This window comes from Phocaeicola oris, from assembly GCF_021295095.1.
GTDB lineage: Bacteria > Bacteroidota > Bacteroidia > Bacteroidales > Bacteroidaceae > Phocaeicola > Phocaeicola oris.
This window is the reverse complement of record NZ_JAJLQX010000011.1, coordinates 40,200-65,413: the sequence shown is the minus strand read 5'-3', so window position 1 is coordinate 65,413 and position 25,214 is coordinate 40,200. Positions and strand designations below refer to the sequence as shown.

The window sequence follows — 25,214 nt, the reverse complement described above, 5'->3', positions numbered from 1 at the left end:
AGTTGTTTATAGATAGAAAGAATATAAGGTAATGATCAATTTAAAAAAACTGATAAGTGCTGCGCTCCTAAGCACATTAGCATTAACAAGCTTTGCACAAAACGGAGTGTCTCCAAGCACAAATTCACCTTATACCCGTTATGGATTTGGTCAACTGACAGACCAAGGATTTGGTAGCAATAAGGCAATGGGAGGTATTGGCTATGGTTTACGCAATGGTTATCACATAAATGCAATGAACCCTGCGTCCTATTCTGCAGTTGATTCATTAACTTTTATTTTTGATGTAGGATTTTCTCTTCAAAATGCAAATTTTAAAGAAAAAGCCTATCAATCGAATGTGAAGAATGGTCGTTTTGATTACGTTGGTATGCAATTTAGACTATTAAAAGGATTGGGTATGACAATTGGATATTTACCCTACTCGAATGTAGGTTATAATTTCTCAACGTCGAAAAACATAACCGATAAAGCTACAGATGAAGTAATAACTTCCACTTCCACCTATGATGGTAATGGAGGCTTGCAACAAGCTTTTGTGGGATTAGGTTATAATGTTTTGAAAAATTTATCGATAGGAATAAATACAGCATATTTCTATGGGACAATTGATCATACTATAACTAACGGATTCAGTAATTCGAATGCGTACTTAAGTATGAAAGGACATGAAATAACAGTGCGTGACCTTAAATTTGATTTAGGTCTTCAATACACTCAGAACATTAATAAAAATAATAAGTTCACTATTGGCGCAATTTATGGAATAGGGAAAAAATTGAATAGCAAAGGCATAAACTTCAATGAATTGGAATACTATAATTCTAAAGGCTCCTTGTCTGTGCTTAGCTATTCTGCCGATACATTAAAAAATTGTTTTGAAATACCTAAAACAATCGGCGCAGGTTTAACTTATATATATAAGGACAAGCTGACTATTGGAGCTGACTTCACTTTACAGAAATGGGGAAATGCATTGTTTTTCAATAAAAGTGGAGAATTTGTTGATCGCAAGAAAATATCTCTTGGCATTGAATACCTTCCAAATAAAATTGGAAGGAAATACTTTAAAAGAATATATTATAGAGCCGGTGCTTATTATTCACAGCCATATACAAAAATCAATGGCAAAGAAGGCACAGAAGAATTTGGTGCCAGTATTGGGTTAGGTTTGCCGTTATTCTTATATAACTACAAATCTTTCTTGAACATCTCTGGACAATATGTACATATAAAATCTAAAGTTAGTGGCATGCTTGAGGAAAACTATTTGAGAATCAACATCGGATTAACGTTCAATGAACGTTGGTTCATGAAATGGAAAGTTGATTAATACGAAAGAATTTGAGTGAATTAATAACAAATTAAATTTAATATAACGATGAAAATGAAGATTTTTACAGCATTGTTTATCCTGTCTTTGGGAGCAACAAGTGCATTTGCTCAGACTGGAGCATCTGATGGTTCTCGTTTCGGTCATGGCGAAGATAGCTTAAGATGCTTACAAAACATTAGTATCTATACAGAGTACGTAAAGACTGAAAACTACAAAGACGCTTACACTCCATGGAAAACAGTATTTACCGAAGCTCCTTGGGCTCAGGTAGCGACTTATACTAACGGTGCCAAAATTTTACGTTGGTTCATTGCCAATGAAAAAGAGGCTGCTAAACAGAAAACATACTTTGATGAATTAATGAATGTATACGATCAACGTATTAAATATCTGGACAAGTTGAACTCCATTATTAAGAACCCTCAAACTGAAGGTGAAATCTTAGGAATGAAGGCTCATGATTATTATACTATGGGGGGGACGGATGTTAAAACTGCATACAATATGTACAAGCAATGCTTAGACCTTGAGAAATCCAAAGCAGAATACTTTGTAATGACTGAGTTCATTGATATATCTTCCCAGTTAGTTAAAGCTGACCCGAATCATAAAGAACAATTTATTCAGGATTATTTGCTTGATTCAAGTTTAGCAGATGAAGCATACAATAATGCTAAACCTGCAAAAAAAGAACAGATGAAGCAAACTAAAGAAAATATCGATGCATACTTTATCAATTCCGGAGTTGCTACTTGCGATAATTTACAGTCTATTTATGGTCCTAAAGTGGAAGCTAACAAGACTAACCTTGAGTATCTGAAACAAGTCATTAGTGTTATGCAGATGTTAGGATGCACAGAACAGGATGCCTACTTTGAAGCGTCTGAAGCTGCACATGCTATCCAACCAACTTCAGCTACAGCTCTTGGTTGCGGTTATATGTATTATCAGAAAGGCGACCTTAACAAGTGCATTGATTACTTTGATCAAGCCATTGACCTTGAATCAGACAATGCTAAAAAAGCAGATATCTCATACAAAACTGCTGTTATTCTTCTTTCCAAAAATCAATTGTCTCGTGCTAAGTCATATTGCCAAAAGGCTATCAGTTTAAATTCTAATTATGGAAAACCATACTTACTGATTGCTCAGATGTATGCTCAAAGTCCACGTTGGAGTGATGAAGGTGCATTAAATATGTGTACTTATTTCGTTTGTATTGATAAATGTCAACGAGCAAAATCTGTTGACCCAAGTTGTACAGAAGAAGCAAATAAGTTAATCTCAACTTATTCTCGTCATACTCCTAAAGATGAAGATTTATTCTTCCTTGGCATGAAAAAGGGTGATTCAGTAACAGTTGGCGGATGGATTGGTGAAACAACAACCATCAGATAATGAAACATACGGTTGATACACATAAGTTAAACCTATTTATATTAAACATAACAGTCACTTGCTGGGTGGCTGTTATGTTTATTTTATTCCCAGCTTGTTCTGGCAAAAATAAAAACCTTATAAAAAATCTTTCTATAAAAGATACTTTGCCGACAATGACTACTCTAGGTGTTACGACTTATATTTCCGATTCCGGCTTAATCAGATACAAAATTGTAGCAGATAAATGGGAAATATTCAGTACAAAGAATCCACCTTACTGGTCGTTTGAACATGGGATTTATTTAGAAAAATTCGATACCTTATTTCATATTGATGCCAGTATTAAATCAGACACTGCCTATTACTATAATAAGACAAGACTTTGGGAACTTAGAAACAATGTCCACATTCAAAACTTACAAGGGGATAAGTTCGATACACAATTACTTTTTTGGGACGAAGGCAAACAAAAAATTTATTCTAATAAATTCATTCATATCGAACAAGCCGACCAAAGTATGATTGACGGACAATTTGGTTTTGAATCAAATCAACAACTTACAGAATATACTATATATAATAGCTCCGGTATGTTCACTGTTGCTAATTCTGATAGTACTCAAAACAATAACTCTGAAACTAATACAACCTCTGACAGTTTAAATATCAGACCATCAAGCATAGCCCGACCTTCAATAAGAAAAGACTATGGAAGTGAGTTGCGATCGCTGAAAGATACCATCAACGCCAAAACTCCTTCTAAAAATTAATATATATGAGTCTCTTTATAGAATTACTGATTACAATGGCTTTTTCTGCATTCTTCTCAGGAATGGAGATTGCCTTTGTATCTTCAAACAAGCTTCTCTTTGAAATGGATAAAAGCGGAAGTAACAGTCTCACTTCAAAAATTCTGTCCATATTCTATAAACGCCCTAATGACTTTATTTCAACTATGTTGGTTGGCAATAATGTGGTTCTGGTTATTTACGGCATTCTGATGGCCCGACTTATTGACCAACATTTTCTGTATGGTTTAATATCGAATGACTTCCTTAAAGTTCTGATTGAGACAGTTATCTCTACACTAATTATTCTTGTTACCGGAGAATTCATGCCAAAAGAACTTTTTAAGATTAATCCGAATTTTACATTAAATCTATTCGCTATACCTGCCTATATATGCCATATCTTGCTCTATCCTATCAGTAAAATATCATCCGGATTATCCGGAATCTTTTTAAGAATGACCGGAATAAAAGTAAATAAAGAAGTAAGTGATAAAGCATTCTCAAAGGTAGACTTGGATTACCTTATTCAAAGCAGTATCGATAATACAGATAAAAAAGAAGATATTGATACTGATGTGCAGATTTTCCAAAATGCACTCGACTTTACTAACATCAAAATACGTGATTGCATGGTTCCACGTACTGAAATTGTTGCAGTCCCATATAGTGCATCAACAGATGAACTAATGGCAAAATTTGTAGAGAGTGGAATCAGCAAAATCCTTATCTTTCAAGATAATATTGACAATATCATCGGATATATTCACTCTTCTGAAATGTTTCGTAATCCAACTACATGGAAAGAACATCTGCGGAAACTCCCCATTGTCCCGGAGACAATGGGTGCCCATAAATTATTAAAGTTATTTATCCAGCAAAAGAAATCCTTGGCAGTGGTGGTTGATGAATTTGGTGGAACAAGTGGTATTATAGCATTGGAGGATTTAGTAGAAGAAATTTTTGGCGACATAGAAGATGAACATGATACAAGTAACTATGTAGCAAAAGATTTAGGTAATAACGAATATGTTATGTCCGGACGTATGGAAATAGAAAAAGCCAATGAGATGTTCTCCCTCGATTTGCCTGAGAGTGATGAATATCAAACCATTGCAGGACTTATTTTAGATCAATATCAGAGTTTTCCAAAAATGTACGAAGTTGTGAAAATCGGTAAATATGAGTTCAAGATTATCAACGTTTCTACTACCAGAATAGAATTAGTTCGATTAAAAGTAGTTGAATAAACTATTTTTTTAAGAAAAATATAGTTAGTAAGTTCCTTTTTTTGTATCTTTGGGCGCGATTTACGGATTTTAATAAGAAATAATAATAAAAATTAATTCATAAAATGGCAACATTACAGAAAATCAGATCTCATGGCCCACTTTTGGTCATCGTAATCGGTTTAGCCCTCTTTGCTTTCATCGCGGGCGATATGTGGAAAGTTATCCAACCACATTCACAGAAACAGGATGTGGGCGTTATTAATGGTAAGACACTTAACGTTCAGGAGTTCCAACAAATGGTTGATGAGTATACCGAAGTCGTCAAAATGGCTCAGGGGGTAAATGCATTAAATGATCAGCAACTTACACAAATAAAAGATCAGGTATGGCAGACTTATGTCAACAATCAGTTAATTTCTACTGAAGCAAAGAAGCTGGGCTTAACGGTAACAGATAAAGAAATACAGAATATCATTGACGAGGGAACAAATCCTTTGTTGACGCAAACACCATTCCGTAACCCTCAAACCGGTGCTTTCGATAAAGATGAATTAAAGAACTTCCTTGTTCAATACGCAAACTTAGGCAAGAACAATAATATCCCTGCACAATATGCTGAATATTATGAGAAACTGGGTACATATTGGAAATTCATTGAGCGTACTCTTCGTGAATCTACTTTAGCAGAGAAATATCAAAACCTAATTAATAAGTCTATTCTTTCTAACCCGATTGATGCACAGAACAGTTTCGATGCACGCACTATTCAGACAGATGTTTTATTGGCTGCTGTTCCTTTCTCTTCTATTCCAGATTCAACAATCAATATTACAAAGGAAGAAATTCAGAAACTTTATAATCAGAAAAAAGAAACATTCAAACAGACTGTTGAAACTCGTAATTTCCAATACATTGATGTAACCGTTGTTCCATCCGATTCTGATCGTGCTCAAGTAAAAAAAGAAGTAACTGAATATGCTGAACAATTGGCAAGTCCAACGGCAGATTTAGCAACATTCATCCGCTCTACAGGATCTACTATAAACTATAGTAATATTGCAATTAACAAGACTGTTTTACCGACTGACGTAAGTTCGCACCTTGATTCTGTAGCTATTGGTGAAGTATTTGGTCCTTACTATAATCAGGCTGATGATTCTTACAACGCATTCCGTGTTATTGCAAAGGTTTCATCTCCCGATTCCATTCAGTTCCGTCAGTTGCAGGTTGCTTTAGAAACGTCTGATAAGACTAAGGCTTTAGCTGATAGCATCTTCGGAGCGCTGAAAGGTGGAGCAGATTTTGAAAATATCGCAAAAACATACGGCCAGAATACGGAATCAAATTGGATTTACACTCCTGCATTCGAAGGTTCTGCCATCAACGAAGATAATGCTAACTTCCTCAACTCTTTGATTAACGCAAGCATTAATGAGTGGAATATGCAGAAAGTCGGTCAAGGTTTCATTATCTCTCAAGTTCTTGATAAGAAGAGTTATAAAGATAAGTATAACATCGCAGTCGTAAAACGCCCTGTTGAATTCAGTAAAGACACTTATAACAAGGCTTACAATGACTTCAGCCAGTTTGTGGCTCAGAATCCTAAGAAAGAAGATGTACTGAAAAACGCGGAAAACAGTGGATATAATATTTTGGAACGTAGCGATTTTAATAGTGCAGAGCATTATGTTGGCGGCGTCAGCAATACCCGCGAAGTTATTAAATGGATTTTTGGCAATAAAGAAAATGAAGTTTCTCCTTTATTCGAGTGTGGTAACAATAACCACTTAATGATTGTCATTTTAAACAGAATCAACAATGCGGGATATCGCAACATTAATTCTGTTGCTGACGTGTTGAGAGCTGAAATTGTTCGTGGCAAGAAGGCAGAACAGATCATGGGCCAGATGAAAGGTGTAGATTTTGCTGCAGCAAAGGCCATTCCTAATGCCCTTTCCGATACTGTTAAGCATATTACATTCGCTGCTCCTGTTTACGTTGCAGTAACACGTGCAAGTGAACCTGTCCTCAGTGCTTATGCCAGCAAAACAGAAGTTAATAAGACCACAGCTCCTATTAAAGGTAATGCAGGTGTTTATGTTATGCAAGTCATTAACCGTGAGAAAGGTACAGAAACATTTAATGATGCTAACGAGGAAGCATTAGTAAAATCTAATCTGAACCGTTATGCAAGCATGTTCATTTCCGACCTTTATGAAAAAGCAAAGGTGAAAGATGAACGTTATCTGTTCTTCTAAAGAAAATAAAATATATTATTATAACGAGGGGGCTGCTTCTTTTGAAGCAGCTCTCTTCTTTTTATATCCCTCTATGTTTTAATCTGCAAAAATACTTTTAAAGGAGAAATTATTTTTGTTTCTTTGTATGTTCAACGTTAAAGACATTAGTATGACTAAAGAGGAACTGATGCGCAAAGCCATTCGGCTCTCCATTGAGAATGTTAAAAAAGGTGGTGGTCCTTTCGGTGCTCTCATCGCACGCAATGGTGAGATTATCGCTACAGGAGTAAACCGCGTGACGGCTAAACATGACCCAACAGCACATGCCGAAGTCTGCGCTATTCGTGCCGCTTCTCGAAAATTAGAAACATTCGACTTGAGTGGATGCGAAATCTATACATCTTGCGAACCATGCCCAATGTGTTTGGGAGCTATCTATTGGGCTCATCTTGATAAAATTTATTATGCCAATAATAAGACTGACGCGGCAGAAATCGGATTTGACGACTCTTTTATATACGATGAGATGGCATTAAAACCGAGTAATCGACAGAAACCTTCAGAAGCTCTTTTAAGAGACGAAGCTATTAAGGCATTCAAGGACTGGATGAACAAATCTGATAAAATAGAGTACTGATGGACATTGACTCTTCCCTGAAGAATTATATAAAAAAAGAAATCATTCCCCTGTACGATCAGTTTGATAAAGCACATCAACGCTCACATGTCACAGATGTAATAAACGAAAGTTTAAAAATTGCTTCGTACTACCAAGTTGACATCAACATGGTCTATACTATTGCAGCCTACCATGACATCGGGCTTTGTAAAGGAAGAGACCTGCATCATCTGGTATCCGGCGAATTGATTAGAAAAGACCGTAAGTTACGTCAATGGTTCTCGGAAGAAGAAATTGAAATAATGGCGGAAGCAGCTGAAGATCATCGTGCATCCAATGATTATGTCCCCCGCTCTATATATGGAAAAATAGTTGCTGAAGCAGATAAAGAATTAGAACCTATGATATGTATCAGGCGTGCTGTACAATATAATATGACACATTATCCGGAACTCAATTTTGAAAGAAAATATCAGCAAATTATCGGCCATCTGAAAGAAAAATATGGAGAAAGCGGGTATATGAAGTTATGGATTCCAGAATCGAACAACGCAACATATCTTTCAGAACTCCGTCAACTCATCAAGAATGAAATTAAAATTCGCCCTATCATCGAGAACATGATAAACGAGGAATTAGAAAAAGAATTATCATATAAATAGAAAAATGAAAAAGCTATTACTCACTTTATGCTGCGCAAGTACACTCTTTGCCTGCAGCAGTTCTAAAACAGGAGGTGTCATCAGCGGACAGTTAGACAGTCTCAACGTAAAACGACTCTATGCCTGCGTCGTAAACGATGACTTTACAGCACTTGCCCGTATGGATACTATTGCCGTTACAAACGGTCAATTCACCTATAACTTTACCGATTCTGTCGCACGTATCATTACTATTATGCCCGATCGTTCAGAAAATCCTGAAGGTCAGGTACTCGGTGCTGTTGAATTGCTCTTCTGCCCCGGAGAACAAGTTAACATTACGGGAACATTAGCAAATCCTACGCTTAGCGGATCCAAATTCTTTACGGAATACAATGAAGTAGATAGTAAAGTTAAACCTATGTTTGAAAAATTGGATGAGAAATATCAGAAACTCATTAAACAAGAAGCACCTCAAGATTCCCTTTCAAAAGCTTACCAAGCTGATTACAATAGTGTTATGAAAGATGTTCAGAATATAGTACGTGACTTTCTAAACTCTCATCAAGATGAAGCCGGTGTTTATTTAGCTGCCAAATATATGGGACCGGAAATGCTGGACTTTTATGCCAAATTACCTGAAAAAATCAAGAATGGTCCGTTACGTTCATTCATCAACACTACCACTATTCGTGCACAGCAAGAAAAAGAAACAAAAGACGCTGCCGATAAGATTAAAGAAGGCAATATCGCCCCCGACTTTACTTTGAAAGATCAAAATGGAAAAAACGTAACTCTCTCATCCTTATATAACAAAGGCAAATATACCATGCTCGATTTTTGGGGAACTTGGTGCATTTGGTGTATGAAAGGCATTCCTTCTATGCAGGAACTCTATAAAACTAATACAAACAAACTTGAAATTCTTAGTATCGACTGCAACGATAAGGCCGAAGACTGGAAATACTTTATTAAAAATAACAATGTTCCATGGACCCACGTAGCTGATACCGCAGAACAGGTTGTCTCCCAATATGGCATTCAAAGTTTCCCGACAAAAATTCTCCTCGATCCAAACGGAAAAATCATAAAGATTTCCGTTGGAGAAGAACCGAATTTCTATAAAGAAATAACCGATATCATAAAATAATCATGAGGCTTTTTATGAATAGATAGCTGATACGGATCAACGTTAGATTTGATACGGATCAGTGTGAAGCTTTATACGTATGAATCGTCCAACTCATCCGCATGAGTTGAGCAAGTGATGCGTATGAGTTGAGCAGGTGATACGTATTAAATTATTCATTGATACCCATAAAAAAGAAAACGCTTAAGGACTATGACTATTTCCTTAAGCGTTAACTTTAATAATTTATTTCAAAGTCGATACAAACGGGCAAATGATCACTATACCCTCCGTGGTATTTCTTCCCCAAATATGTTCTCGACGGGATCTCTCCACCATACCGGTCATCCTCTTCCAACAAAAAAGGATAACGCAATATCTGAGCATTCTCATATCGTGTACGAACAGCATGCCCTGTCAATAAATATCCTGAGACAATCAATTGATCGAGCACTCCCCATTCGCCACGATAACGATAAGTACCTTCTTTCCGCCTGTCCATCAGATTATATAACTTACGCGATTTTATAAATAGTTTCGGTTTCTTTGCTTCTAATATTTTATAAATGGCTTCATCCTTCGGATAGTCATTGAAGTCTCCCATTATCAACACATTAGGATGATGGCGGATATTCATAACCGAATCTGCTTTGGCGCGAAGTATCTGTGAAGTAAGTCTGCGATAGGGTTTACTTTTCTCCTCTCCTCCTGCTCTCGATGGCATGTGACAAACAAATACATCCAATGTATCGCCTGATAAAACCTGACCAACCACATGAAGGATATCACGGGTAGGCGGAAGATTCACTATTCCCAATGGAATTTGAATTATTTCTTTATCAATAAACTTGAATGTGGAACGTTGGTATAGCAAAGCCACATCAATGCCACGTTCATCACGCGATTCAGTCATCACATAGCGATAACCGGCTTCACACAAAGGCGAATGTTCGGTCAAGTCTGTCAGACAACGGTCATTCTCCACCTCACAAAGTCCTACCAAATCGGGCACATTCTCTTTACTCGTCGCAATAATTACCTTTGCTATCTTATTCAGTTTGTCCTGGTAACGGGCATAAGTCCATGCTTTAGGTTTATCAGGAAGAAATTCATAATCGTTCTTCCCTTCATCATGTTGCGTATCAAAAAGATTCTCCACATTATAGAACATCACGCGAAAAGGCTGTCCGGCATGCAAAGATGCAGTCAGACAGCACATATATATCAATAAAACCAGTTTCTTCATCAATTTTTTACAGGGATATTCTTCAAGACATCAATAAGATGTTTCCAAAACATGTCTACGGTTTTAATTTCCAATCGCTCATCCGGAGAATGTACGCCACGCATAGTCGGTCCGAATGAGACCATATCAAGTTTCGGATAACTCTTCAGGAAAAGCCCGCACTCCAGACCTGCGTGAATAGCCCTTACTTTTGGCTCACGACCAAAGATATTCTTATAACTCTCGACAACAATCTTCAGAATCTCAGAATTAGGATTCGGCTCCCAACCGGGATATCCATCGCCCGTAACAACTTTTGCCCCGCCTAACAAGAAAGCAGAGCGGACAGTCTCGGAAACATCCGCACACTGTGACTCGATAGAGCTGCGCTGACTTGTCACTACGTGAATTTTCCCATCTATCATTTTTATAGATGCCAAATTGGTAGATGTTTCAACAAATCCTGGAATACTCTGACTCATGGCATAAACTCCATTGAACACAGCATACAGCGAACGAAGTATCTTCTTACCTGCTCGCGGATCAATTGCTTCTTTCGGACGACGGACAGTATTCAAATCCATAGCCAATCCCTTTTCGGTAACGGCAAATTCTCTTTCAACTTCTGCGATATAAATATTCAAATCGGCACGGACATGCTCCTTAACAGCTGTAGGAACAGCACAAACAGCATGAGCCTCACGAGGAATAGCATTATGCAAACCACCTCCATCAATGCTGCACAAATAGAACGGATACTTATCAGCCAACTTCAGCAAGAAACGAACCAACAATTTGTTAGCATTCGCTCTGCCTTTATTAATATCATCACCCGAATGACCACCGTTCAAACCTTTAACCTCTACCTTAAAACTATAGAAATCTTCAGGAACAGGAACCACTTTATATTTAAAATCTGCTTCAGTGCTGGCTCCACCCGCACAACCAATGAACATCTCACCTTCATCCTCAGAATCCAGATTAATAAGAATATCCCCATCCATAAAGTCGGCTTTCATACCAAAAGCACCAGTCATTCCGGTCTCTTCATCCCGAGTAAATACGCATTCTATAGGTCCGTGTTCAACATCTTTCGATGCTAAGATAGCCAAACAAGTAGCAATGCCAATACCATCATCGGCACCCAGCGTAGTTCCTTTAGCACGAAGCCATTCTCCATCGACATACGGTTCAATAGGGTCCTTAGAAAAATCATGTTTTACATCCGCATTCTTCTCGCACACCATATCCTCATGGCATTGCAAGATTATCTTTTTACGATTTTCCATACCCTTTGTAGCAGGAGCATCTATCTTCACATTTCCGACTTCATCCACAGTAGTTGCCAAACCATGCTCTTTACCAAATGCTTTTAAAAAAGCAATCATCTTTTCTTCCTTTTTAGAAGGACGAGGCACCTTACAAATCTCACTGAAATAGTGAAAAACCTCTATAGGCTTCAATTCTTTTATTTCCATATTCCTATATGATTTAGATGTTGTTAATTACTTTCACTGCAAAAATTAGTTAAATTCGCTCTTTTCTTTGATTTTCAAAATTATTTTTACTGAAAAGACAAAGTTAAGTTCGTGTAAAAGTTTATATTTGCACCATAAATACAGTACAAGAAATAATCTTTGTATTTTTTTGTACTACAAATTTAAATATAATGATTGAAACTCTGCTTATAACTTTGTTAATAGTTGCAATCTGTTTCGGATTATTAGGTATTGGAGTATGGATAAAAGGAAAATTCCCCAATTTCCATGTCGATGGGAACAAAGCTCTAAATGATCAGGGCATTCGTTGTGTAGAAGCTCAAGATCAAGAAGCACGAGCAGAAAATCAGCACGCTATAGCAGAACGTGAGTGTTAATAGAATAGAAATAAATAAAAACAAAATAGTTATGAAAATGAAAAACTTCCTTTTTAAAGGTCTTCTGATGTTGGCTGTCGCGTTATCATTCTCTGCATGCCAAAATCAAGGAACAAGTACATCTGCTGCACCTTCAACAACAAAAGAGGCAGCTCCAAATGGAAATTTGAAAATCGCTTATGTTGAAATTGATTCTTTACTCAGTAAATATAATTTCTGCAAGGATTTGAATGAGATGATGCTTCAGAAAGAAGAGAATATCCGTACTACACTAAATGAGAAAGCTAAAAAACTTGATGCTGATGCCCGTGAATGGGAGCGTAAAGTTCAGAATAACGGATTCACTTCTCAGGAACGTGCTCAACAAGAACAGCAGCGAATCTTAAAACAACAGCAAGATTTACAACAACAACAACAAAATCTAAGTGATGAATTTGCGTCTATGCAGCAGAAGAATAATTTAGAATTGCGTGATTCTATCTCTTCGTTCTTAAAAGAATACAACAAGACTCAGAATTACGATTTAATTCTTAGTAATTCCGGTTTAGATAATTTGCTTTATGCAAAAAAAGCATTCGATATTACGGATGAGGTGGTTAATGGTTTGAATGCCCGTTATACTCCCAAGAAGAAATAATTTCCGAAAGTATATATAAAAAAGGCTGTTTTAATTAGCAGCCTTTTTTATATATACTTTCTCTTAATAAAGCCTCGGCATTGGGTATGAAAGCCGCGCTGAATCAATCAGCACGGCTTTCATACCCAATGAATCAATCTTTTTACTTCTTAAAGTAACGGTTATATAAACCTTCAAAGCCCTTGCCATGACGGGCTTCATCTCTGGCCATCTCATGGACAGTGTCATGAATAGCATCCAGATTCAACTGTTTAGCACGAACAGCTATACGCTTCTTATCTGCGCAAGCACCCTGCTCAGCCAACATACGTTTCTCAAGATTAGTTTTAGTATCCCAAACTACATCGCCTAATAATTCAGCAAACTTAGCTGCATGCTCAGCCTCTTCAAGAGCATAACGTTTAAAAGCTTCTGCAATCTCAGGATAGCCTTCGCGATCAGCCTGACGACTCATTGCCATATACATGCCAACCTCACCACATTCACCATGGAAATGTGAATTCAAGTCCTTAATCATTTCATCGTCACAACCTTTAGCTACACCAAGAACGTGCTCATCAGCAAACTGTAAATGATCAGAGTTCTCGTCTACTTCCTTAAACTTTGAAGCCGGAGCTTTACAAATAGGACACTGCTCAGGAGCTGTCTCTCCTTCATGAACGTAACCACAAACTGTACAAATAAATTTCTTCATATCTTTATAAATTAGTCAAAAAACCACAAATTATTAATTCTTATTTAATTTCTCTTTCTTTAAACAATTAGGGCAAGTTCCTCTATAATATAACGCAACCTCATCAACCTTATATTCATCAACCCCTTGCATTGATCTCTCCAAAAAGTCTTCACTTAATGGCAAATCATAAATTTTATTGCACTTTGAACAAAGAAAATGCGCATGCGGATGAATGTCACCATCAAAACAAGCATACTTATCATCTATTGTCAGCATTAAAGCCGCGCCATGTTCAACAAAGAGACGTAATGTATTATAAATAGTTGTCTTCGATAAAGTAGGCATTGTCTTATTTAAAGCCGAATATATCTCATCAATATTAGGATGTGTTTTATGGGTTAACAAATAATCCATAACTGCGATCCTTTGTACTGATGGCTTTATATTAAAACTTAATAAGTACTCTACCGTATTCATACTAATTTCAACTTTGTAATAATTACAAATTTTATTTTGATGCAAAGGTACATACATTTTTGAGACGACCAAATGCATTGGGAACTTTTTTTCGTTTTTATATGTTAAATATAGAATTAATCGTTAAATTTGTCACATAAATCAAATTAAATATGAAATACGGTTTTGTTAGAGTAGCTGCTGCTATACCTATGGTTAAGGTAGCCGATTGTAAGTACAATGCTCATCAAATAGAAAATCTGATTGCTATTGCTGACGGTAAAGGTGTAGAAATAACAGTATTCCCTGAGTTGTGCATCACCAGCTATACGTGTGCAGATTTATTCCAACAAACTCTTTTGCTGGAAGAAGCAGAAATTGCACTCATGAAAATACTGAATGATACACGTCAATTGAACATCATTTCTATTATAGGAATGCCTTTATCTTATGCAGGGGTACTGCTTAATTGTGCAGTAGTCATTCAAAAAGGTAAGGTATTAGGCATTATTCCAAAAACATATCTTCCAAACTATAAGGAATTCTATGAACAACGCTGGTTCGCATCGGCCGACAGCGTTCCTAAAGGAGAGACGCGTCTCTGCGGACAAATAGTTCCTATAGGCTCACACCTGCTATTTGACTCTCCTGAAACAACATTTGGAATCGAAATATGCGAAGATTTATGGGCTCCAATTCCTCCAAGTTCTGTATTAACATTGAAAGGGGCAGAAATTATATTCAACTTATCAGCCAGCAATGAATGCATTGGCAAGCATGAATATTTGTCCTCATTGCTTGCCCAGCAGTCAGCTCGATGTTTGTCAGGTTATGTTTACTGTTCGTGTGGATACGGTGAATCAACCACCGATATGGTTTTTGCCGGCAACGGACTCATCTATGAATGTGGCAATGAGATTGCTACAGCCAAACGATTTCAATATAAAGAGCAACTGATTATCAGTGAAATAGATGTTGAGCGCATTCGAAACGAACGTCGTGCTAATACGTCTTTCACAAAGAGCATTGGAGCATATCAGAATACAGACATGCTTCATGTCAATACAGAATTCTTGAGTCGACCTGACTTGATCTTAACCCGAACATATAAGCCACACCCATTCGTTCCTGAAGATCAAGACAGATTGGATGAACGGTGTGAAGAGATTTTTGCTATTCAAGTGGCAGGACTAATAAAGCGAATGGATCATATCAGAGCGGAAAAATTGGTATTAGGTATTTCCGGTGGATTGGATTCTACTTTAGCCCTATTAGTTTGTATTCGAGCTTTCGATCAACTTAAGATGGGACACGAAGGTATCATTGCTGTCACAATGCCTGGGTTTGGAACTACCGACCGTACCTATTATAATGCTATGAAGCTGATGAAATCTCTGGGAGTAACTATACGTGAAATTAGTATTAAGAATGCTGTAATTCAACATTTTAATGATATAGGACACGATATAAATATTCATGATATAACATATGAAAACAGTCAAGCTCGTGAACGGACCCAAATATTGATGGATATCGCCAATCAAATGGGTGCCTTAGTTATTGGAACCGGTGACCTTTCAGAATTAGCATTAGGTTGGGCAACTTACAATGGTGATCACATGTCAATGTATGGCGTCAATGCCAGTATCCCAAAGACATTAGTACAATATTTGGTTAAATGGATTGCAAATAATGAAGTTGATGAAGAAACAAAAAACACGTTACTCGATATTGTAGATACTCCAATCAGTCCGGAACTTATCCCAGCTGATGAGAATGGAAACATTAAGCAAAAAACGGAAGATTTGGTCGGCCCATACGAATTACATGACTTTTTCCTTTACTATTTCTTCCGATTCGGATATCGCCCGAACAAGATCTTCCTTCTGGCTAAAAATGCCTTTAAGAATCAATACACAGACGAGGTCATAAAAAAATGGCTATACACCTTCTTTCGTCGTTTCTTCCAACAACAATTCAAACGGTCTTGCCTGCCGGACGGTCCAAAAGTCGGGTCTGTAACCCTTAGTCCTCGTGGTGACTGGCGAATGCCAAGTGATGCCAATGCCGGCTTATGGCTAAAGGAATGTCAAGAATTATAATGTTCCTTTGCTTGAAGGTACTTCAAAATGATTAATGTCTCTTCGCACGGCCATTTTTATGGATCGTGCGAAAGCTTTAAATATACCCTCTATTTTATGATGCTCATTCTGCCCTTCTGCCTTAATATTCAAGTTCATTCTTGCAGCATCGCTTAAAGACTTAAAGAAATGAAGAAACATTTCTGTTGGAACATCTCCTATTTTCTCGCGGTGAAATTCTGCATTCCATACCAACCAACTGCGTCCACCGAAATCAAGCGCGACTTGAGAAAGACAATCATCCATGGGAAGACAAAAACCATATCGCTCCATACCTCGTTTACTTCCTAATGCCTGATAAATACATTCGCCTAAAGCTATTCCTGTATCTTCAATAGTGTGATGTTCATCTACATTCAAATCACCTTTTACTTTCACGCATAAATCTATGCTACCATGCTTTCCTATCTGCTCGAGCATGTGATTAAAAAATCCCAATCCTGTCGCAATATCACAAGCTCCATTACCATCAAGATTCATTTTAACATAGACATCAGTCTCCTTAGTCACTCTATGGACTTCAGCAATACGCTCTCCTGCAAATAAAAATTCGGCAACTTTATCCCAATCCGATGAAGCCAATTTACAAATGTCTCTCAAATCTTTATCCAATTGATCCTTTGAATCCTGCAATAGAATGGCTTTACAGCCTAAATTTTTCGCTAACTCAACATCTGTTGACCTGTCGCCTATGACAAAACTGTTTTCTATATCGTAATCTCCATTCAAATATTTGCCCATCATGCCTGTTCCCGGCTTACGAGTCGGCAAATTATCCTGAGGGAAACTCCGATCAATTAAAACATCATCAAAATGAATGCCCTCTCCTTCCAAAGTTCTCATTATCAAATGATGTATGGGTTGAAACTGTTCTTCTGGGAAAGAGGGTGTCCCTAAACCATCCTGATTAGTTACCATAACCAATTCATAGTCTAATTTCGTAGAAATAAAATTCATATTACGAAACATCTTTGGATAGAATACCAGCTTGTCGAATGAATCAACTTGCTCGTCTGAAGGTTCCAAAATCAAAGTTCCGTCTCTATCCACAAATAACACTTTCTTTTTCATACCTTATTTAACGTGAGTTCAAAGAAATATATGTATCTATAAACTTGATGATTTGCATTGAAGACAAAATTACAGAAATTATCTTTATGGCAGATGAGTCATATCAAGTTTTTAATATTGTAATGACACACGGATCACATGATAGAAATTCATCGAATTCACATCATGTTATCACGAATTATAATGTTTCAATGCTTCCAACAATTCATCGTTCTCCGAACGATCACCAATTGTTACTCGAAGGCAATCCTTACAAAGCGTTACTTTAGTTCTATTACGGACAATAATACCTTTCTCCACCAAATAACGATAGATAGCAACCGCATCCGTCACTTTGGTGAGAAAGAAATTAGCATCCGTCGGATAAACCTTGGCGCAACAGGATAATTTAGCAAACTCACCCATCATTCGCCCTCGTTCCTCGACCAGCGTTCTAATCCACTGATCAACCATACCATTACGTTGAATAGCCTTTAATGCTTCCTGCTGCGTAAGTGCATTAACATTATATGGATACTTCACCTTATTAAATATATCGATAATATCTTTTTGAGCAAATGCCATCCCCAAGCGGATAGCCGCACATCCCCACGCTTTACTGAATGTATTAAGAACAATTAAATTAGGGAATTGGTTCAGTTCCTCCCTGAAAGGCTTACAATCAGAAAAATCGGAATAAGCTTCGTCCACTATCACCAATCCATTAAATTGTTGGAGAATATTTATCACCTCCTCTCGATTCATATTGTTACCGGTAGGATTATTGGGACTACATATCCATATCAGTTTCGTGTTTTCGTCCACAGCTGCCAATATTTTGCCGGCAGAAAGTTGAAACTGTTCATCCAGTAAAACAGGGCGATACGCTATGTCATTAATATCAGCACAAACCTTATACATACCATAAGTAGGTTCAATAGCAACCACATTATCTATCCCCGGGCGGCAAAAACATCGATAAGGTAAATCTATAGCCTCATCACTTCCATTCCCTAAGAAAATCTGTTCCTCAGAAACCTTCTTTATACGCGCAATTTCTTTCTTCAACTCCAACTGAAGTGGATCAGGATAACGATTAAACGGATGATTATATGGATTTTCATTAGCGTCAAGAAATACATGAGCCACATGCCCGCTATATTCATTCCGTGCCGAAGAATAAGGTTCCAATGCCAAGATATTCTGTCGGGTGAGTTCTTTTAATGATTTCATATTACAAATCTTTTAGACGAATTGATACTGCGTTTTTATGAGCTTTTAATTGTTCATTATCCGCCATCACCTCTATAGCCGGACCTATTTTCTTCAGTCCCTCTGCACTTATCTCTTGGAAAGTCACTTTTCGAATAAAACTATCCAAGTTTACTCCATTGTAAGCCTTTGCCCATCCTTTTGTCGGCAAAGTGTGGTTTGTTCCCGAAACATAATCGCCGGCACTTTCCATAGAAAGCTGTCCAAGAAAGACAGAACCGGCATTAATCACCTTCTCTGCCAATGTCGCATAATTCTTTGTTGAAAGAATAAGATGTTCCGGTGCATACTCGTTCGAGAGTTCCATCGCTTCATCATAATCGTGCACCAACACAAACTTACTGTTCTCTAAAGCTCTCGAAGCAATTTCTTTACGCGGAAGTACTGCCAACTGCCTATTCACTTCCTTTATAGTGTTCTCCAACAGTTCTTTTGAAATAGAAATCAACATCACCTGACTATCTGTTCCATGCTCTGCTTGTGAAAGTAAATCAGCAGCTATATATGCCGGATTTGAAGTCTCATCGGCTATAATTGCTACCTCTGACGGTCCGGCAGGCATATCAATGGCAACATCACGTAATGCCACACGTTGCTTTGCTGCCTGAACATATTGATTTCCGGGACCAAATATTTTATCTACTTTTGGAATGCTTTCCGTACCCAAAGCCATTGCTCCAATAGCCTGAACGCCACCTGCCTTAAAAATATGATTTACTCCGGCAACTTTAGCGGCAAACAGAATGGCCGGATTCACTTTCCCTTCCTTATTGGGAGGAGTACAAAGCACAATCTCCTTACACCCGGCTATTTTCGCCGGAATAGCAAGCATCAGCACTGTAGAAAACAAAGGAGCTGTCCCGCCCGGAATATAAAGTCCCACCTTTTCTATCGGTATAGCCTTCTGCCAACAAACCACCCCTTTCTGAGTCTCCACCGTTTTACTCTCAAAAAGTTCAGACTCATGGAATGTTCGAATATTAGAAGATGCTAATATGATAGCTTCTTTCAGCTGATTAGAAACAAGATTTTCTGCTTCTGCGATTTCATCTTCTGTCACGGCCAAAGTCTTTAAATCTACTTTATCAAACTTTGCCTCGCATGCTTTAACAGCATGATCACCTTCTAATTTGACATAATTCAAAACCTCATCAACGATATTAAATAACATTTCTATATTTAATGAAGGACGAGAAGTCAATTCTTTCCACTCTGACTTAGACGGATATACAATTATATTCATAATCACTTCTTTATACTATCATTTTCTCTATAGGAATAACCAAAATACCTTCAGCCCCTAACGATTTCAACTTGCCAATAATCTCCCAAAAATATTTATCACTCAAAACGGTATGAACAGAGCTCCATCCTTCCTGAACAAGAGGCATCACCGTCGGACTACGCATACCCGGCAGTACTTTTACTATCTCCCGCAATTTTTCATTAGGCGCGTTCATCAAAACGTATTTCTTATCCTCTGCAGTTTTCACAGCCTCCACACGAAAAAGCAGCTCATCGAGTATTGTTTTCTTTTCGGCACTCATATTTTTATTGCCGATAAGCAAAGCCTCACTCTTCATAATTACCTCTACTTCTTTCAAACTATTACTTACCAGCGTAGAACCAGAACTAACAATATCGAATATAGCATCTGCCAAATGAATTCCGGGAGCAATCTCCACCGAACCGGTAATAACATGAATATCGGCATTAATATTATGTTCTTTCATAAAACGACGAAGGATCCCCGGATACGAGGTGGCTACTTTCTTACCCTCAAACCATTGCAAACCCGGATACTCCACATCTTTAGGGATTGCCAAAGACAAACGACATTTGCTAAATCCCAATCGCTTGATGATCATAGCATCTTCCTGACGCTCTACAAATTCATTCTCCCCAACGATACCTAAGTCGGCCACACCGCCCGCGACAGACTGCGGAATATCATCGTCACGAAGAAAAAGAACCTCAATAGGAAAATTTGTACTTTGTACTAAAAGAGTGCGTTTAGAAGAAGGAATCTTTATGTCGGCTTCTTCTAACAAAGCCATTGTATCATCATACAAACGGCCTTTTGATTGTACTGCAATTCTTAACATTATCTCTCGTTTAATAGTTGACGTAAACAAAAAAGGCTCACCTATCGGCAAGCCTTTATATCTTAATCATAGTAACACAGCCCACCGGAATTACTCTGTTGGTCCATGATGATGATGTGACAAAATTCTTTTCATTTTAATTCTTTAACGGGTACAAATATAAAACATTCTTTGCAAAACTCCATCAACCAAAGATTAAAATTTAATAGTTAAATATCGTAATCAACACAAGCTCTATCTACTTTAACATCTTTCAAAATACCCGCGGCCTTAATATGACTTGGATGAACAGAATATTCCTTTACCTCTTCAAGTGTACGAAACTCACTTTCCAAACAAATATCCCACTTCTCGTCTGAATTAACATTAAAACCTACGAATATCTTTTTAATAAAAGGTATCACTGCAGGAAGCGCCTCAATAGCTTCCTTAAACTGTTTCATATAGACCTCTTTTTCGTCCAGCGACAAAGTTTCTTTCAACTTAAATAAAACAATATGCTTTACCATAGTTTGATATCTAATTAAATTATTATACTTTTGTGACAACAAATATACGTAATTTGTTTTAAATAGAATCTTTATCATGATAATAATCGGTATTGCCGGAGGAACCGGTTCCGGTAAGACAACAGTCGTTAAAAAGATTATAGAGAGTCTGCCAACAAACGAGGTCATACTCCTACCACAAGACTCTTATTATAAGGATAGTAGTAATGTCCCTGCTGAAGAAAGACAAAATATCAACTTCGACCATCCGAATGCTTTCGACTGGGCACTTCTTTCCAAACACATTTCCATGTTAAAAGAAGGGAAAGCGATAGAACAGCCTACCTATTCGTTCCTTACTTCCACCCGACAAAAAGAAACCATTCATATTGAACCAAAAGATGTCGTTATAATTGAAGGTATCCTTGCCCTTTGGGATAAGAAACTCCGAAGTCAGATGGACTTGAAACTTTTTGTTGATGCTGACCCTGACGAACGACTTATTCGAGTCATTCAACGTGATATAATAGAACGCGGACGTACTGCTGAAGCTGTTATGGAACGTTATGTACGTGTGCTTAAACCCATGCATTTGGAATTTATTGAACCCTGTAAACGCTATGCCGACCTTATCATTCCTCAAGGGGGCATGAATACGAAAGCTATTGAAATACTTCGCCTATACATCGAAAAGATTTTAGGTAAATGAAGAAAACGGCTATACTGTTCATAATTATCTCTATTATCCTTTGTTGTTGTAAATCCAATCATAAACAACAGGAAGTACCGAATATTGATCTGATGCAGATTCAAGATAGCGGCCGAATAGTAGCTCTCACTATGTACGGATCTACTTCTTACTTCCTTTATCGAGGTCAACCTATGGGATTTGAATATGAGTTAATGGAACAGTTGGCTAACTCATTAAATTTACAACTAATCGTAAAGGTTGCTCGCAGTCAGCACGAAATGGTAGAAATGCTCGAGCGTGGCGAAGGCGACATCATCGCATACAACCTTGCCATTACTAAAGAGTATAAAGACAGCGTGCTTTTCTGTGGTGACGAACATATCACTCATCAAGTGTTAGTTCAACGGAATGGGCTTGGCAATAAAAAACCGATCACTGATGTAACACAACTCGTTGGCAAAGAAATATATGTGGAACCCGGACGCTATCATGACAGACTGAATAACCTCAATGAAGAATTAGGAGGCGGCATCGTTATCCATCCTGTAAACACAGACAGTCTCTCTACCGAAGACCTTATCGAACAGGTTGCTCACGGAGTGATTGATTACACCATTTGTGATAATACACTTGCTAAACTGAATCAAACATATTATTCCAATATTAATATTGATTTAGCTGTCAGCTTTGACCAGAAGTCTTCTTGGGCTGTACGTAAAACATCTCCGCTTTTAGCCGCTTACGCAACCCGCTGGCATCAGTTAAATATCAAGACTATGGCTTATAAAGCCAGCACCAAACGATATTTTGAAGTCAGCAAAATGATTCCCCACTCTCCGATGCTTGACTTGTCGAAAGGCATCATTTCACCATACGATCACCTCTTTAAGAAATACGCAAAAGACATCAATTGGGATTGGCGATTATTAGCTTCCTTAGCTTATACAGAATCAAACTTCGACACCACTGCTGTATCTTGGGCAGGAGCCAGAGGATTGATGCAACTGATGCCGGGAACAGCCCAAAGAATGGGAATACCTAAAGGAAAAGAGCACTATGCTGAAGAAAGTGTCCGTGCGGCCGTTAAATACCTTGGCCTTACTGCCGACCAATTTAAAACCATTCCCGACCCACAAGAACGCGTCAAATTCGTATTGGCCTCTTATAATGCCGGTTCCGGACATATTATTGACGCTATGGCATTAGCTGAAAAATATGGAAAAGATAAGTACAAATGGGACCATAATGTAGAAGAATTCATTTTGCTTAAAGGCAAAGAAGAATACTACAATGATCCGGTTTGCAAATATGGCTATTTCCATGGAGAAGATACCTATCGTTTTGTAAAAGATATACTTAGCCGTGAGGCTGAATACAAAGATAAAATAAAGAACTAACCCTCCAATACCCAAAAGTCCATTCGGTTCTGAGAGTAATGTGTGCTTTTCCAATCCTATACAGATACGGAACAAGATAAATGGTTTCTTTACAAGAAGAGATTTTTGGAGAGACAAACCGGATGAACCACGCACGTGACGCACGTGTACCACGCACGTGATGCACATGTACCACGCATGTGACGCACATGTATCACGCACGTGGTACACCTATCTTATAAAGAAAAAACCGAACTATATAAATAAAAAAATAGAATTTATGACCATAAATCATTATCTTTGTCAAGAATAAAATATAAGATAATAATGGAAAATAAAGCATTAGAAGCGCTGATGACGCGCAGAAGCATCCGTCAGTACAAGAAAGAACAAATAAAAGATGAAGAATTAAAAGCTGTTTTAGACGCGGGGAGCTATGCCCCAAACGGAATGGGCAAACAAGACTCATGGATTGTTGCTGTTCAAAATAAAAACATTATTGACCAACTAATCAGAATGAACGCTGAAGTGCTGGGTGTAAACAGTAACCCATATTACGATGCTCCAACCATTGTGTTGGTATTCGGTTCAAAGCCCGATAGTTGGGCAAATACTTACTACGATGGCGCCTTAGTACTCGGTAACATGATGAATGCCGCTCATGCGCTTGGTTTGGGCTCCTGTTGGATTAACCGTGAAATTCAAATGTTCGATACTCCTGAAGGAAAAACATTAATGAAGAATTTCGGATTACCCGATGGGCTGATGGGAATCGGATCTATCGCGCTCGGCTACCCTGCCGGAAAAGCTCCGGAACCGAAGCCACGCAAAAAAGACTATTATCGTGTCATTAAATAATTTAAACACGTTATTTGCTCCCTATATAAAGGAATACCATTCCTATAAGAACTAAAGCCAAGTCAACAGCCTTGCTCTTGAGATTCTTCTCTCGGAATACCATAGCGCCGAACAGAAAAGAAACGATGACACTGCTTCTTCTTATCATCGACACAATGGATATCATTGAACCATCCAAACTTAATGAATAGAAATAGACAAAATCGGCGGCTGAAAGAAAGATGGAGATAAGTGGAATACTCCAATTCCAATGAAAAGGAGAATTTTTGCGGTGCGGATACCATAAAACGCATAACATGAGAAGCATCATAAACATCTGATAGATGTTATAATACGACTGAACCACCATTCGGTCTAAACCTATTCCGCCCTGATTTACCGGAGCTAAAAGAAACTTATCGTATAGTCCGCTGACCGCTCCTAAAAAAGCTGCCAAAACAATAAAATAAATCCATTTATTATGCTTGAAATCAATACCTTCTTTCTTACCACTACGACTCAACAAGAAGAAAGAAATGATAGCTAATATAACCCCTATCCATTGATAAAAGTTTAGCCGTTCGCCAAATACTATCAACGCGCCAACCAACACCATCACCGGACGGGTTGCATTGATAGGCCCGACAATCGTTATCGGCAAATTCTTCATCGCAAAGTAATTCAGAATCCACGAGGAGAGAACAATGACCGATTTCAATATAATATACTTATGAACCTCCCATCCCACTTGCGGGACAAAAAACATCCCACCGGACAGAGTCTCAGGATGATAAGAAGAAATCAGAATAAACGGGAGGAATATCAGGGAACAGAAAACGGTATTCAGGAAAAGCACAGGAATGACTGCGTTTTCGCTCAACGACACCTTTTTAAACACATCGTAAAAGCCAAGTAAAAAGGCGGAAAGAAAAGCAAAAAACAACCACATATCTTTTATACCATTTAACCTATCAAATGACAAAGTTACAACAATTATTAGTAATTTTGCTTTGTAAGAG

At 37.8% G+C, this 25,214-nt stretch carries 23 protein-coding genes and 1 pseudogene; 14 read left to right on the top strand and 10 right to left on the bottom strand.

What is annotated here, in order from left to right; translation table 11 throughout:
* The first annotated feature begins 31 nt into the window (after positions 1-31).
* The 8 genes and pseudogenes from LO761_RS07155 to LO761_RS07120 all read left to right on the top strand — a co-directional run bounded on the left by LO761_RS07155 (position 32) and on the right by LO761_RS07120 (position 9,386).
* Positions 32-1,333: a hypothetical protein gene (locus tag LO761_RS07155; protein WP_272817599.1), complete on the top strand. Its 1,302-nt coding sequence runs from the start codon at positions 32-34 to the stop codon at positions 1,331-1,333.
* A gap of 48 nt (positions 1,334-1,381) precedes the next feature.
* Positions 1,382-2,734 carry a tetratricopeptide repeat protein gene (locus tag LO761_RS07150; protein ID WP_272817598.1) on the top strand — a complete coding sequence of 451 codons (1,353 nt, stop codon included), beginning with the start codon at positions 1,382-1,384 and terminating at the stop codon, positions 2,732-2,734.
* A pseudogene (gene lptC / locus LO761_RS07145) lies at positions 2,734-3,381 on the top strand (LPS export ABC transporter periplasmic protein LptC); the annotation flags it as partial. The gene LO761_RS07150 and the pseudogene lptC, both read left to right, overlap by 1 nt.
* A gap of 110 nt (positions 3,382-3,491) precedes the next feature.
* Positions 3,492-4,754 carry a hemolysin family protein gene (locus LO761_RS07140; RefSeq protein WP_272817597.1) on the top strand — a complete coding sequence of 421 codons (1,263 nt, stop codon included), beginning with the start codon at positions 3,492-3,494 and terminating at the stop codon, positions 4,752-4,754.
* Between the two features lie 104 nt (positions 4,755-4,858).
* Complete coding sequence (locus LO761_RS07135) at positions 4,859-6,994, top strand: peptidylprolyl isomerase (RefSeq protein WP_272817596.1); 2,136 nt, start codon at positions 4,859-4,861, stop codon at positions 6,992-6,994.
* Between the two features lie 151 nt (positions 6,995-7,145).
* The gene (locus LO761_RS07130) at positions 7,146-7,613 is read left to right on the top strand and encodes a nucleoside deaminase (protein WP_272817595.1); all 468 of its coding nucleotides are present in this window, start codon (positions 7,146-7,148) and stop codon (positions 7,611-7,613) included.
* Entirely contained in the window at positions 7,613-8,257 is a 645-nt protein-coding gene (locus LO761_RS07125; RefSeq protein WP_272817594.1) for an HD domain-containing protein, read from the top strand. The genes LO761_RS07130 and LO761_RS07125 overlap by 1 nt, the downstream gene beginning before the upstream one ends.
* 4 nt (positions 8,258-8,261) lie before the next feature.
* Positions 8,262-9,386 carry a TlpA disulfide reductase family protein gene (locus tag LO761_RS07120; RefSeq protein ID WP_272817593.1) on the top strand — a complete coding sequence of 375 codons (1,125 nt, stop codon included), beginning with the start codon at positions 8,262-8,264 and terminating at the stop codon, positions 9,384-9,386.
* 217 nt (positions 9,387-9,603) lie between these two features.
* Here LO761_RS07120 and LO761_RS07115 read toward each other — a convergent pair whose 3' ends face one another.
* Both LO761_RS07115 and LO761_RS07110 read right to left on the bottom strand, forming a co-directional pair.
* Positions 9,604-10,611 carry an endonuclease/exonuclease/phosphatase family protein gene (locus LO761_RS07115; protein WP_272817592.1) on the bottom strand — a complete coding sequence of 336 codons (1,008 nt, stop codon included), beginning with the start codon at positions 10,609-10,611 and terminating at the stop codon, positions 9,604-9,606.
* Positions 10,611-12,068: an aminoacyl-histidine dipeptidase gene (locus tag LO761_RS07110; protein ID WP_272817591.1), complete on the bottom strand. Its 1,458-nt coding sequence runs from the start codon at positions 12,066-12,068 to the stop codon at positions 10,611-10,613. Before LO761_RS07110 ends, LO761_RS07115 begins: the two co-directional genes overlap by 1 nt.
* A 191-nt stretch (positions 12,069-12,259) precedes the next feature.
* Here LO761_RS07110 and LO761_RS07105 point away from each other — a divergent pair, with 191 nt between their 5' ends.
* Both LO761_RS07105 and LO761_RS07100 read left to right on the top strand, forming a co-directional pair.
* Positions 12,260-12,466, top strand: coding sequence for a hypothetical protein (locus LO761_RS07105; RefSeq protein WP_272817590.1), 207 nt, complete (start codon positions 12,260-12,262; stop codon positions 12,464-12,466).
* 31 nt (positions 12,467-12,497) lie between these two features.
* A complete protein-coding gene (locus tag LO761_RS07100; protein WP_272817589.1) occupies positions 12,498-13,103 on the top strand; it encodes an OmpH family outer membrane protein in 606 nt (201 codons plus the stop codon).
* A 142-nt stretch (positions 13,104-13,245) separates the two neighbouring features.
* On the opposite strand, the gene LO761_RS07095 is transcribed toward LO761_RS07100, so the two are convergent.
* Positions 13,246-13,797, bottom strand: a complete 552-nt coding sequence (locus LO761_RS07095) for an NADH peroxidase (protein WP_272817588.1) — start codon at positions 13,795-13,797, stop codon at positions 13,246-13,248.
* A gap of 33 nt (positions 13,798-13,830) precedes the next feature.
* Positions 13,831-14,256, bottom strand: coding sequence for a Fur family transcriptional regulator (locus LO761_RS07090; RefSeq protein ID WP_272817587.1), 426 nt, complete (start codon positions 14,254-14,256; stop codon positions 13,831-13,833).
* Positions 14,257-14,408: 152 nt separating this feature from the next.
* Between LO761_RS07090 and LO761_RS07085 the strand changes: the two genes are divergently transcribed.
* The gene (locus LO761_RS07085) at positions 14,409-16,337 is read left to right on the top strand and encodes an NAD(+) synthase (protein ID WP_272817586.1); all 1,929 of its coding nucleotides are present in this window, start codon (positions 14,409-14,411) and stop codon (positions 16,335-16,337) included.
* On the opposite strand, the gene hisB is transcribed toward LO761_RS07085, so the two are convergent.
* The 5 genes from hisB to LO761_RS07060 form a co-directional block, all read right to left on the bottom strand.
* Entirely contained in the window at positions 16,332-17,447 is a 1,116-nt protein-coding gene (gene hisB / locus LO761_RS07080; protein ID WP_272817585.1) for a bifunctional histidinol-phosphatase/imidazoleglycerol-phosphate dehydratase HisB, read from the bottom strand. The two genes, LO761_RS07085 and hisB, sit on opposite strands and share 6 nt — an antisense overlap.
* 171 nt (positions 17,448-17,618) lie before the next feature.
* Complete coding sequence (gene hisC, locus LO761_RS07075) at positions 17,619-18,659, bottom strand: histidinol-phosphate transaminase (RefSeq protein ID WP_272817584.1); 1,041 nt, start codon at positions 18,657-18,659, stop codon at positions 17,619-17,621.
* A 1-nt stretch (position 18,660) separates the two neighbouring features.
* The gene (gene hisD, locus LO761_RS07070; protein ID WP_272817583.1) at positions 18,661-19,941 is read right to left on the bottom strand and encodes a histidinol dehydrogenase; all 1,281 of its coding nucleotides are present in this window, start codon (positions 19,939-19,941) and stop codon (positions 18,661-18,663) included.
* Between the two features lie 10 nt (positions 19,942-19,951).
* On the bottom strand, positions 19,952-20,803 hold the full coding sequence (gene hisG, locus LO761_RS07065; RefSeq protein WP_272817582.1) for an ATP phosphoribosyltransferase: 852 nt from the start codon (positions 20,801-20,803) through the stop codon (positions 19,952-19,954).
* A gap of 209 nt (positions 20,804-21,012) precedes the next feature.
* Positions 21,013-21,312 (bottom strand): Dabb family protein, encoded by a 300-nt coding sequence (locus LO761_RS07060; protein WP_272817581.1) that lies wholly within the window; start codon positions 21,310-21,312, stop codon positions 21,013-21,015.
* A gap of 76 nt (positions 21,313-21,388) precedes the next feature.
* Here LO761_RS07060 and udk point away from each other — a divergent pair, with 76 nt between their 5' ends.
* From udk to LO761_RS07045, 3 genes are all read left to right on the top strand, one after another.
* On the top strand, positions 21,389-22,000 hold the full coding sequence (gene udk / locus LO761_RS07055) for a uridine kinase (RefSeq protein ID WP_272817580.1): 612 nt from the start codon (positions 21,389-21,391) through the stop codon (positions 21,998-22,000).
* Positions 21,997-23,379, top strand: a complete 1,383-nt coding sequence (locus LO761_RS07050) for an MltF family protein (RefSeq protein ID WP_407951550.1) — start codon at positions 21,997-21,999, stop codon at positions 23,377-23,379. The genes udk and LO761_RS07050 overlap by 4 nt, the downstream gene beginning before the upstream one ends.
* Positions 23,380-23,685: 306 nt before the next feature.
* Positions 23,686-24,216: a nitroreductase family protein gene (locus LO761_RS07045; RefSeq protein WP_272817579.1), complete on the top strand. Its 531-nt coding sequence runs from the start codon at positions 23,686-23,688 to the stop codon at positions 24,214-24,216.
* Between the two features lie 10 nt (positions 24,217-24,226).
* On the opposite strand, the gene LO761_RS07040 is transcribed toward LO761_RS07045, so the two are convergent.
* Positions 24,227-25,144, bottom strand: a complete 918-nt coding sequence (locus LO761_RS07040; RefSeq protein WP_272817578.1) for a DMT family transporter — start codon at positions 25,142-25,144, stop codon at positions 24,227-24,229.
* Positions 25,145-25,214: the final 70 nt, after the last annotated feature.

What these genes read in the sequence shown, in the direction of transcription:
- LO761_RS07085 (WP_272817586.1), top strand. Translation starts at nt 14,409, where the DNA reads ATGAAATACGGTTTTGTTAGAGTAGCTGCTGCTATACCTATGGTTAAG.
- LO761_RS07100 (WP_272817589.1), top strand. Translation starts at nt 12,498, where the DNA reads ATGAAAATGAAAAACTTCCTTTTTAAAGGTCTTCTGATGTTGGCTGTC.
- LO761_RS07125 (WP_272817594.1), top strand. Translation starts at nt 7,613, where the DNA reads ATGGACATTGACTCTTCCCTGAAGAATTATATAAAAAAAGAAATCATT.
- LO761_RS07115 (WP_272817592.1), bottom strand. Translation starts at nt 10,611, where the DNA reads ATGAAGAAACTGGTTTTATTGATATATATGTGCTGTCTGACTGCATCT.
- LO761_RS07135 (WP_272817596.1), top strand. Translation starts at nt 4,859, where the DNA reads ATGGCAACATTACAGAAAATCAGATCTCATGGCCCACTTTTGGTCATC.
- hisC (WP_272817584.1), bottom strand. Translation starts at nt 18,659, where the DNA reads ATGAAATCATTAAAAGAACTCACCCGACAGAATATCTTGGCATTGGAA.
- hisG (WP_272817582.1), bottom strand. Translation starts at nt 20,803, where the DNA reads ATGTTAAGAATTGCAGTACAATCAAAAGGCCGTTTGTATGATGATACA.
- LO761_RS07095 (WP_272817588.1), bottom strand. Translation starts at nt 13,797, where the DNA reads ATGAAGAAATTTATTTGTACAGTTTGTGGTTACGTTCATGAAGGAGAG.
- udk (WP_272817580.1), top strand. Translation starts at nt 21,389, where the DNA reads ATGATAATAATCGGTATTGCCGGAGGAACCGGTTCCGGTAAGACAACA.
- LO761_RS07150 (WP_272817598.1), top strand. Translation starts at nt 1,382, where the DNA reads ATGAAAATGAAGATTTTTACAGCATTGTTTATCCTGTCTTTGGGAGCA.
- LO761_RS07040 (WP_272817578.1), bottom strand. Translation starts at nt 25,144, where the DNA reads ATGTGGTTGTTTTTTGCTTTTCTTTCCGCCTTTTTACTTGGCTTTTAC.
- LO761_RS07105 (WP_272817590.1), top strand. Translation starts at nt 12,260, where the DNA reads ATGATTGAAACTCTGCTTATAACTTTGTTAATAGTTGCAATCTGTTTC.
- LO761_RS07120 (WP_272817593.1), top strand. Translation starts at nt 8,262, where the DNA reads ATGAAAAAGCTATTACTCACTTTATGCTGCGCAAGTACACTCTTTGCC.
- LO761_RS07140 (WP_272817597.1), top strand. Translation starts at nt 3,492, where the DNA reads ATGAGTCTCTTTATAGAATTACTGATTACAATGGCTTTTTCTGCATTC.
- LO761_RS07090 (WP_272817587.1), bottom strand. Translation starts at nt 14,256, where the DNA reads ATGAATACGGTAGAGTACTTATTAAGTTTTAATATAAAGCCATCAGTA.
- hisD (WP_272817583.1), bottom strand. Translation starts at nt 19,941, where the DNA reads ATGAATATAATTGTATATCCGTCTAAGTCAGAGTGGAAAGAATTGACT.
- LO761_RS07130 (WP_272817595.1), top strand. Translation starts at nt 7,146, where the DNA reads ATGACTAAAGAGGAACTGATGCGCAAAGCCATTCGGCTCTCCATTGAG.
- LO761_RS07110 (WP_272817591.1), bottom strand. Translation starts at nt 12,068, where the DNA reads ATGGAAATAAAAGAATTGAAGCCTATAGAGGTTTTTCACTATTTCAGT.
- hisB (WP_272817585.1), bottom strand. Translation starts at nt 17,447, where the DNA reads ATGAAAAAGAAAGTGTTATTTGTGGATAGAGACGGAACTTTGATTTTG.
- LO761_RS07045 (WP_272817579.1), top strand. Translation starts at nt 23,686, where the DNA reads ATGGAAAATAAAGCATTAGAAGCGCTGATGACGCGCAGAAGCATCCGT.
- LO761_RS07060 (WP_272817581.1), bottom strand. Translation starts at nt 21,312, where the DNA reads ATGGTAAAGCATATTGTTTTATTTAAGTTGAAAGAAACTTTGTCGCTG.
- LO761_RS07050 (WP_407951550.1), top strand. Translation starts at nt 21,997, where the DNA reads ATGAAGAAAACGGCTATACTGTTCATAATTATCTCTATTATCCTTTGT.
- LO761_RS07155 (WP_272817599.1), top strand. Translation starts at nt 32, where the DNA reads ATGATCAATTTAAAAAAACTGATAAGTGCTGCGCTCCTAAGCACATTA.